The sequence below is a fragment of the Sedimentibacter sp. B4 genome, from assembly GCF_000309315.1.
Lineage (GTDB): Bacteria > Bacillota > Clostridia > Tissierellales > Sedimentibacteraceae > Sedimentibacter > Sedimentibacter saalensis.
In genome coordinates this window covers 1-306 of the sequence record NZ_CANG01000215.1, presented here as the reverse complement: position 1 = coordinate 306, position 306 = coordinate 1, and the positions used below count along the sequence as shown (strand labels likewise).

Annotated in this window: 1 protein-coding gene; it reads right to left on the bottom strand. The window is 64.1% G+C overall.

Annotated features, from left to right (window positions below; genetic code table 11):
* Positions 1-105: 105 nt before the first annotated feature.
* Positions 106-303, bottom strand: coding sequence for a helix-turn-helix domain-containing protein (locus tag BN358_RS28735; protein ID WP_368730809.1), 198 nt, complete (start codon positions 301-303; stop codon positions 106-108).
* Positions 304-306: the final 3 nt, after the last annotated feature.

Genomic DNA, 306 nt, shown 5'->3' with positions numbered 1-306 from the left:
GACAGTGCGTCCCGCACCTGCCCCATCAGTGGCGTGGTGGCCATGAAGCCATCGGTGATGACCAGCACCCGCCGCCCGTCCAGATCGGCCAGCGCCGACAGTGAGTCAGGCCCGTAGCAGAGGGTGGTGGTGAGTTGGAAGCGAAACACCGGCTGGTCTCCCGTCACGCGAAGAGAACTGGCGCCGGTACTCGCTGGGGGACACACCCGTGTGTGCCCGGAAGACCCGCGAGAAGTAGTTGACCTGGTTGAAGTCGAGCTCCGCAGCGATCTTCTGCACCGGCATCTGGGTGGAAGCTAACATCAG